The 9150-nt window shown below is 72.5% G+C and carries 7 protein-coding genes; 4 read left to right on the top strand and 3 right to left on the bottom strand.

Annotated elements, in window-relative coordinates:
* Together M8J74_RS40785 and M8J74_RS40780 are read right to left on the bottom strand one after the other, a co-directional pair.
* A partial coding sequence (locus tag M8J74_RS40785; RefSeq protein ID WP_372500429.1) for a M4 family metallopeptidase occupies nt 1-1067 on the bottom strand: 1067 nt, incomplete at its 3' end.
* Between the two features lie 536 nt (nt 1068-1603).
* Nucleotides 1604-2962 (bottom strand): PAS domain-containing protein, encoded by a 1359-nt coding sequence (locus M8J74_RS40780; RefSeq protein ID WP_249841235.1) that lies wholly within the window; start codon nt 2960-2962, stop codon nt 1604-1606.
* Nucleotides 2963-3340: 378 nt separating this feature from the next.
* Here M8J74_RS40780 and M8J74_RS40775 point away from each other — a divergent pair, with 378 nt between their 5' ends.
* The 4 genes from M8J74_RS40775 (at nt 3341) to M8J74_RS40760 (ending at nt 8815) form a co-directional block, all read left to right on the top strand.
* The gene (locus tag M8J74_RS40775; RefSeq protein ID WP_249841234.1) at nt 3341-4714 is read left to right on the top strand and encodes an ATP-grasp domain-containing protein; all 1374 of its coding nucleotides are present in this window, start codon (nt 3341-3343) and stop codon (nt 4712-4714) included.
* Nucleotides 4711-6741, top strand: coding sequence for a PEP/pyruvate-binding domain-containing protein (locus M8J74_RS40770; protein WP_249841233.1), 2031 nt, complete (start codon nt 4711-4713; stop codon nt 6739-6741). Before M8J74_RS40775 ends, M8J74_RS40770 begins: the two co-directional genes overlap by 4 nt.
* 8 nt (nt 6742-6749) lie before the next feature.
* Complete coding sequence (locus tag M8J74_RS40765) at nt 6750-8126, top strand: MFS transporter (protein WP_249841232.1); 1377 nt, start codon at nt 6750-6752, stop codon at nt 8124-8126.
* 299 nt (nt 8127-8425) lie between these two features.
* Nucleotides 8426-8815 carry an ATP-binding protein gene (locus tag M8J74_RS40760; protein WP_249841231.1) on the top strand — a complete coding sequence of 130 codons (390 nt, stop codon included), beginning with the start codon at nt 8426-8428 and terminating at the stop codon, nt 8813-8815.
* Between the two features lie 64 nt (nt 8816-8879).
* Here the strand turns inward: M8J74_RS40760 and M8J74_RS40755 are convergent.
* Nucleotides 8880-9150 (bottom strand): sigma-70 family RNA polymerase sigma factor (locus M8J74_RS40755; protein ID WP_249841230.1); only part of this gene is annotated, 271 nt, incomplete at its 5' end.

The following is a 9150-nucleotide window of genomic DNA, read 5'->3' as shown; positions in this document are numbered from 1 at the left end:
ACGTCGAGCGAGGTGAGCGGGTCGTTGTTGCCCTCGCCGTCGCCGTAGGTCATGCAGAAGCAGCTGTCGTCCCAGAAGGCGTTCACGTACGAGTTGCCGTAGTGGACGCGGGAGTAGGCGCCGACGCCGTCGTTCTTGATGCCGGAGCGGCCGAAGGTGTTCTTGTAGAAGTCCCAGGTCTCCTGAGCGCCGTAGGCCGCGTCGGCGGCGGCGGTCGCCGCCGAGGCCGTGGTCCCGTCGCCCCAGGTGTCGTTGTCCTGGGAGAACAGGGTGCCGGTGCCGGATTCGCCGTGGGCGAGGTCGTACGTCTTGTGGCCGCCGCGTGAGGCGTCGGTGAGCGTGTACGACGAGCCGGACTGCGTGCTCGTCAGGTCCACCTTCCCGCTGTACTTGGTGTTGCCGACGCCGGTTTCGACACCCTGGAACTGGAACAGCTTCCGGCCGGTGGCGGCGTCGGTGATGACGTGCAGTTCGTTCGGGGTGCCGTCGTCCTGGAGGCCGCCGACCACGGTCTCGTAGGCGAGGACGGGCCTGCCGGACGCGGCCCAGACGACCTTGCGCGGCGCCCGGGAGGAGCGGGACTTCTCGGAGCCGGCGGCCTTCGCCGCGCCGAGGGCCTGGTGCTCGGCCCGGTCGGGGGCGATGCGCGGCGTGAGCGAGTCGGGCTTGAGCGAGCCCTGCACCGCTCTGGTCACGCCCTCGCGCTTGCCGGACTTCGCCGTGTGCACGATCAGGTCGCCGCCGAGCACGGGCAGACCGGCGTAGGTGCGCTCGTAGCGCGTGTGCACGGTGCCGTCGGCGTCTTTGACGACGTCCTTGACGACCAGCTTTTCCTGGGCGCCGAGTCCTATCGCCTTCGCCGTCGCGGCGGCCGAGGTCCGGGCCTGCTGGAGGAGGGCGGTGTGGGCGGTGGCGGACAGGGCGACCGCGGCCGCGCCGGGGCGGTCCTGTGCCGTCGGTTGTGCCGTGGCCGGGCCGCCGAGGGTGGTGCTCAGCAGCGCTCCGGCCGCGACGGCGGTGGCGAGGGCCAGCAGGGTGTGTTGGTGACGCTGGGAACGGGAGGTCACTCAAACTCCTCTGAAGGGGTGTGGGGGGTGGTCCGAACGGCAGGTGCCGCCGGTTGGGCGTGAGGGGTGGTCGATGCGGCGCCGCTGCCTGGCCCGCGGACATGGTCGTGCCCGGCCAGCCTGTCCGGGACATGACAAGTTTCAACAACTTGCAGTGCCCGGGACATTGGCGGTCGACGCCGAGTGCGGGTGCGACGGGATGGCGTGTGTACGGCCAGAGACACGAACGACCGGTGACGCGCGGCCGGGTGGCCGAGCGGTCGGCGGGGGCCGCGTGCCCCGACGGCTACGGTCTTGCGGCCGGGCCCGGTCTCGTCGAATGACCGTTGGCCACTCGGACGTTGGACGGCCTGACGGCAGCGGCGAACATGAAGTCTCCATGGAATGTGGGGGGTTGGAGAGGTGAACACGACAGAACCCCAGTCGTGCCCGCCAGCGCTACACCCGTTTCCAAGGTCCGACAACTCCCCCACAGGTCCTTCACCGCCGGGGCACACATCGGTGGCCGGGCCGAAGCACATCGGGAACACGACCGGTCAGGCGGGGCTGAGAGGATGCGCCGCCGTGGTGGAGCGCGGCGGCCAGGAGTGCGGGGAGAGGATGCCGAGCACGTAGGCGCGGGCCACCAGCGCCGGTCGGGTGGCGGCGCCCAACAGCCGCCGGAGGCGGGCGAGGTGGTAGTCGACCGTCTGCCGTGACAGGCGCAGCGCCGCGGCGACACCGGCGTTGTCGTGGCCCGCGGCCAGCAGGGCGAGTATCCGCACCTGGGCCGGCGTGAGCGCGGGATGCGGCTCGTGACTCAGGCCGGGCCGTGTGACCACCGCCCACACGCCCGGCTCCCGCCCCCGGGAGCGGTTGACGACGCTCAGGTGCACCCACACGCGGCGCAGGCGCCGGTCCCCGTCGACGAGCACGGCGCTGGACTGCGCGTTCCGGCGCCGCCCGCCGGTCAGTTCGCCCCAGACGGCGTGCAGCGCGGCGCGTTCCGGGGTCTCGGCCAGGAGGGAGTCGGCCGGGGAGCCCACCAGGTCGCCCAGCCGCAGGCGCAGCAACTCCGCGGCCGCGGCGCTCGCTTCGTCCACCACCCCGTCCGCGGACAGCCGTACGCAGGGCAGGCCACTGTGGTCCCGCAGCGCGCGCAGGTCCTCCTCGGCCCGGTGCCTGCCGTCCAGGGCGTGGGTGTACTCGCTGACATCCACGTAGGTGCCCGCCACACAGCGCTGGTCACCCCAGGACACCGGAAAGCGGTATCCGGCCGCGTGGCCGGGCGAGCCGTCCGGGCGCCGGTAGGTGAGCGTGTGGCGCAGGGAGTGGCCGCCAGTGAGGACCTCGTCGTCGAGCGCCATGAACCGGGCCGCGTCGTCCGGGGCGTCGAAATCGCCGAGGTGTCGGCCGACCATGCGGTCGGGCGTGGTGCCGTACAGGTGGGCGTAGGCGTGGTTGGCCCACACATAGCACCCGGCGGCGTCGCGCACGAACATCGCCGCAGGGCTCAGATCAGCGAAGGAAGCGTAGGCACCGGCTCCCGCCGGGGCGCCGCCGCACACCTCCACCGCCATGCCCCGACTGCCCCGACGCCGGGCGTCGCCACCCCGGGCCGACCAGGTGACGTCGAAGGTGCGGCCTTCGAACCGGGTGCGGCGGTGGACCTCCTTCGACGGTGCACCGCCCACGGGTCGAGGACCCTCGCCGAGCCGCGCGCCGTCACCCGGCCGGGCGGTCGACAGACCCCCTGTCCCCGCTGTCTCCGCGGAAAGGGCTTTCAGGAAACGGTGTGCCGTGTGCTCGTCGGTGAAGGCTCCGCCCCCGCTGCGGAGCCGCCCCGAGTCGGCGTCCGTCTCCCACCAGGACACCGGCAGACGGGCGAGCAGCGTCTTGAAATCGGCCTCGTCCACAGCCCAACTCCTTGAATCGCGTACGGATGTCACGGTGTGTCACATCTCATCCGTGTCCCGTACATGCCGAGCCATGCGGCCCGCCGCCGGCCCGACCTGGCACCGGCCCGCGAGCTCACTCAGGCATGTGCCTGAGACGAGCGCGCTCGAAGCGGCGAGAGCCGGGAAACCCGACTGCTTCGCTGGACGGGAACCGTCGTACGGCGCACGCGGACGGCAGGCCGGACGGCGGCCCGTGCGGCGGGCGCAGGCACACAGACGGCGCGCCGGAACCCCGCCGCCTCGTCGCCTCGCACTCGTCGCCGCGCTGCCCCGCTGTCCGTCCACGCGCAGTGACGACCGAGCAAGTCGCTGAACGAGAAGAGGAGTTGAAGTTCCATGGCGAAGGTGCTGTACGTGCACGCCAAGGGTGGTCCCCCGGTCGGGTACGCCCTGCCCAGGGTGGCGGCGAGGGCCGAGGTGCACCTGCTGGCACTGAGCGAACTGCCCGCCCACAGCGCGGCGCGCACCCGTGCGTGGTGCGCCTCCGAGGTCGCCGCCGGGGACGCGGGAGCGGACGACCTGGTCACGGCCATCACCTCCCGGGCTCGCGAGGTCGGCGCCGACGCGGTGGTCACCTTCTCGGAGTACGCGGTCGTCGCGGTCGCCGAGGCCGCCCGGCTGCTCGGGCTGCGCGGCGCCGGCCCCGCCGCGGCCCTCGCCCGCGACAAGCGGCTCATGCGCACGGCCTGGGAACGCCGGGGCATCCCCCAGCCCCACTTCCGGCCCGTCGCCACGCTGGAGCAACTGCGAAGTGCCACACGTGAGTTAGCGTCCCCGCTCCTGCTGAAGGCGGCCTGGAGCGCCGGTTCGACCGCGCACCAGATCATCTCGGCACCGTCCGACGCCCCGTCCGCGTGGGCCCGTTCGCGCGCGGTCATGACCGAGTCGGCGCGCCTGGGGTACGCCGAGCTCCATGTCGCGGACGCCGGCGAGGACTTCATCGTGGAGGAGATCGTCACCGGCTGCGCGGAGCAGTGGTTCGAGGGACCGGGCTGGGGAGACTACGTCAGCGTCGAAGGCGTGGTCATGCAAGGCGTCTTCCGGCCCGTCTGCGTGAGCGGCCGGATGCCGACCGTGGCGCCGTTCACCGAACGGGCCGGCATCACCCCGGCCGCCGTCACGGACGAGGCGCAGGCCGCGATCGTGGCACTGGCCCGGCAGGCCGTGGACGCACTGGGCCTGGAGGACTGCGGCACCCACACCGAGATCAAGCTGGGCGCCGACGGGCGCATGTGGGTGATCGAGACGGCGGCGCGCTTCGGCGGCGCGATGACCGTCCCGCAGATCGAAGAGGTCTTCGGCATCGACCTGGTCGGCCTGTTCACCGACCAGCTGCTCGGCGCCACGCCCGACTGGCCTCCCAGGGCGCTGACACCCGGGGACGCCCAAGGCGCGGCCGGGTCCCTGGTCGTCCTCGCCGTGGACGGGGCGGGCGCACCATGGCCGAGCCGGCACCTGTGGGACTCCGCCGCGGTGGTCCGGTCCGCCCCGGTGGGAGCGCGCAGCAGGCTGCGCGTCGTCGAGGAGAGTTCGCTGCCCGACGGCTCCCCCGTCCCCGTCTACGACCCGGCCGCGGGCGCCAACACCATGGCCGCGCTGTGCCTGCTGTCCGCAGACCATCCGCAGGCCGTCGTCCGCGACTTCACCGCCCTCGTGGACGCCCTGCCCGATCTCCTGCCCCAGCACGCCACGGAAGGAGCGCGGGCATGACCTCCACCCTGGACCGCACCGACCCGGCCGAGACGGGCGGCGACCGCACCGTCGTCGGCGCCAACCTGACGCTGCCGCTGTTCCGCACCCTGTCCGGGGTCCTCGCCGGGCACCCCTACCTGAAGGTCGTGGTCGACCGGCACACCTGCACCTGGCACCTCCTCGACACCCGCGTCCACCCCTTCCACGTCAACTACATCGCCACCCGCATCCTCGGCATGACAGTGGACGAACTGGACGCCGACCTCGACGCGTTCAACGCGTCCGTGTACACCGACCCGGACCGCCGCTTCCTGCTGGGCGTGCTGTCCCTGCACACCGACCGGGCGGCGGACGGCACCGAGTGTCCCTTCCTGGTGCTGGAGACCACCGAGGCCGACACCATGCACGGCGCCCTGCTGGAGGAGTTCCACCTCTATGTGCGCGGGCGCCTGGACGGACGCCTCCCGCTGCTGCTGAAGCCCGCCAACCACGGGCAGGAGGCGGAACTCGCCTCGATCCCCGAGGCGGTCGTGCCCCGCGTCCTCAGCCACAAGCTGTTCGGCGACCGCACCCGCACCTGCCTCAACCCCGGGCAGGCCGAGGGCCGTCTGCGGCACTTCCGCACCATGGCCGCGTACGAGGCGGCCGCCGCCGACCTCGGCTGGGCGGACATCGTCGCCATGCCCCGCCTGCCCGACGACGTGCCCAGGGTGGCCGGCTTCATCAACACCACGCCCATCACCCCGCTGTCGCACACCAACGTGCTCGCCTCCGGCTGGGGCATCCCGAACGCCGTCGTCCGCGACCTCGACGCCCTCGACGAGCCCGGCACCCTCGACGGGCGGGGCAGCCTGGAGGGCACCTGGGTGCGCTACCGGGTGAGTGAGGACGCCGTCACGCTGGAGCCGCTCGCGACGCCGCCCCGGCTGACCAAACCCGCCTGGCACCAGCAGCGCATCCGCATCGACACGCCCCTCCTCGACGAGGCCCCCGTGCTGGCCCTGCACCGGCTGCGGCGCACCGACCGTGACAGCTACGGCACCAAGGCGGCCAACCTCGGCGAACTCCACCACGTCCTCGACAGCCGTACCGCCGACCTGACGGTGTTCCACGCCCTGCCGCGTCCGCCGCGCCGCGACCTCCTCGGTCACCTGGCGGCCCGACTCGGCGAGCAGGCCGCCTCACCCGAGCGCCTCAGGACGGCCGCGGCCCGGTATGTGGCGGACACCGTGCGGGCACCCGAGGGCGTGGCGCTGCCCTTCCGCCTGCACCACCTCTTCCTCACCTCCTCCCCCGCTCTCCAACAGGGCATCGGCAAGCTGAAGATGGCCCTGGAACTCGAGGCCTTCGACCTCGTGGACCCTCTGTGCCTCAATCTGCAGCAGCTCGTGCGGGCCACGCCCGTACCGCCGGACGTGACCCGCGCGATCACCTCCGCGGTGCCGCGGCTGCTCGCGGACGGACTCCGCATGGTGGTGCGCTCCTCCTCCAACGCCGAGGACCTGCCCGGCTTCTCGGCCGCCGGGATCTACGACTCCGTGACCACCGTGCGGGGAGCGGAACAACTCCTGGACGCGGTACGGCAGGTGTGGGCGTCCCTGCTGTCACCGCGCAGCGTGCGCCTGCGGCACGAGGTCGGCATCTGCCTGGACGACACCTACATGGGCGTGATCGTCCAGGAGTACCTGCCCGCGAGCCTCGGCGGCGTCCTGGTCACCTGCAACCCCACCCGCCGGGAGGACTTCCGCAACGTGTACGTCAACTGCGCCCCCGGCTCGCCGGAACACGTCGTGGACGGCACGGTGCTGCCCCAGCAGTACCTGTACAACACCGTCGAGGGCGGCGGGCGCACGCTCGACGTCGGCACCGCCGGCGAGGACCTGCCCGCCCCCACCCGCGCGGCGCTCGCCCGACTGGCCCTCACCGGGCGCCTGTTGCAGTCCCACTTCAGCGCCGACGACCCCGACGACGCCCTCGACATCGAGTGGCTGATGACCGCCGAAGGGGACTTCCGGCTGGTCCAGATCCGCCCCTACGCCCGGTGAGCCGCCCGATGCCCGCCCGCGCCGCCCGCCGTGCCGGCCCGGCCCCCTCCCCCGCCGCGCGCCGCGTCATCCGCCTCAACAACGGCTTCCAGCTGCTGTTCAACCTGCTGTGGTGGATGCCCGTCTTCTACGCCTACCAGCGCGAGGCCGGCCTGTCCGACGGCCAGATCTTCGGTATCCAGAGCATCTACTACACCGCGTTCTGCCTCTTCGAGATCCCGACCGGAGTGATCGCCGACCGCATCGGCGCCCGCAACTGCCTGCGCACCGGCGCGGTCGTCATGACGGCCGCCAACCTGGCGCCCGTCCTCGCCCCCTCCTACACCGGCTTCCTCGTGCACTTCCTCGCCATCGCCGCCGGGCGCTCCCTCGCGTCGGGCGCGGCGAGCGCCTATCTCTACGACGCGCTGCGCGCCGAAGGGGCCGACGCGCACTACCTGGACGCCGAGGGCAGCGCGCGCTCCCTCGGGCTGGCCGCCAAGGTCCTGTGCTGGCCGCTGGTCGGCCCGCTGATGACGCTGGCCCGGCCGACGCCGTACGTCCTGAGCGCCGCCTGCGCCGCCGGCTCGCTGCTGTGCGCGCTGGCCCTGCCCCGCCTCGCCCCGCGCCCGGACGCCGGGCCCGACGCGGGCGGACGACGGCGCGGCACCCTCCTGCACGACACGGGGGCCGCCCTGCGGGCCCTGCGCGCCTCACCGTGGCTGCCGTTGCTCATGGTGCAGGGCGTCGCGGTGTTCACGCTCGCCCGCATCTGCCAGGTCAACCTCTTCCAGCCGGTCCTCCTGGACCACGGCATCAAGGAGGGCGCGAGCGGCAGCGTGCTCGCGGCCATGACGGTCGCCGAGGCCGTGGCCTCGGCACGCCCGCGCTGGCTGAGCCGCCGGCTGTCCGCCGCTCAGTGGGTGTCCCTGCTGAGCGTGGCACTGGCCGTGACCCTCGCGGCCACCACCCTCGGCGGACCGTGGCTCGTCATCGCACTGCTGTGCGCGTTCGCCGCGATCACCGGGTTCGTCTACCCGGTGCAACGCAAGCTCGTCAACGACGCCGTCCCGGCCGACACGCCACGCGCCACGCTGCTCTCCGTGGAAAGCATCGTGGACCGCGGGGTGTGCGCGCTGGCGGCGGTCGCCGCGGGCGCCTACCTCGCGGCCGGCCGGCTCGACGACCTGCTGTGGCACAGCGCTGTGGTCACCTGCATGCTGATCCCGGCCCTGCACCTGGCCCTGCGCCGAACCCGTCGGACGGGCGAGCCCCGGACCGAACACGCCACCGCCCGTACCGCCAACTCCGGCTCTCCCCTCCCCCGGCCGGCGGAGCAGCCGGCGTCCTTGCCGGCGGACGAGGGCGCCGGCCAGCCGCCGGTGGGTCCCGGCCGGGGCCGGTAACTGCGTCATGCAGTGCGATCGTTGACGTCCGCGGGCCGCGGCGGGGACCAGCCGTGCTGGACGCCGTACTGACCTTCTCCGCCGCTCCCGCAGCAGTACGGCTGGTGCCCTGCACGTGTGGCCCCTCAGTGCCGCTGGTGAACGCGACGACAGCGGGTAGGCGATGGTATCGACACTTCGCGATGAAGGGGCCCTGTTCGCCCCGCGGGAGGACGCCCATGGTCACGGCATCGAAGGATCACGCCCCAGAGGAACGAGAGCCCCCGCTTCGGTTCAGTGCCGTCTGGCACACATCAGAGGTGGCGGCCGCCGATGCCCGAGCGGCGATCCGCGCGGTCCTGGCCCAGGTCGGCCTCGGCCCTCACCACACGTCGAGCCAGGACGCTCAGCTCGTCGTCAGCGAGCTGGTCACCAACGCGGCGCGCCACGCACCCGGCCCGGGTGCCCTGGAGGTGGAACTGACCGCTGATGCCAGCCTGTTGCGCATCAGCGTGAGGGACAGCTCTCCTCGCCTTCCTGAACTGCGTGAACGAAACGCCCGTCGCGTGGGCGGGCACGGCCTCTACTTGATCAGCCGACTCTGCGACCAGCTGCACACCGTAGTTCTGGACGCGGGCAAAAAGATCGTCGCTCACCTTCAGCTGCACACGTCGCCGTCAGGTGTCGAGGCTGGACCGCGACTCGCCTGAGAGTCGCCGACCCCCATAGCGACCGGGTGCGGGCCGGTGATCCGGTCTTCGTACGAGCCCCCGGTCAGCCGTTGGTGAGCAGTCCGTCCCGCAGTCGGGCCAGGCAACGTGAGAGCAGGCGGGAGACGTGCATCTGCGAGACGCCGAGGCACTCCCCTATCTGGGCCTGGCTGAGTTCCTCCACGAACCGCATGTGGATGATCTGCCGGTCTCGTTCGTCGAGTTCGGCGATCAGCGGGGCCAGGGCGTGGAAGTCCTCCACCAGTTCCAGCGCCATGTCCTCAGTGCCGATGAAGTCCTGGAGTACCGCTTCCCCCTCGGCGCTTCCTCCGACG

Origin of the sequence: Streptomyces panaciradicis, assembly GCF_023516615.1 — a bacterium.
GTDB classification, from domain to species: Bacteria; Actinomycetota; Actinomycetes; order Streptomycetales; family Streptomycetaceae; genus Streptomyces; species Streptomyces panaciradicis.
Note: the sequence above shows the minus strand (reverse complement) of the source record. Positions and strands in the feature narration are given on the sequence as shown.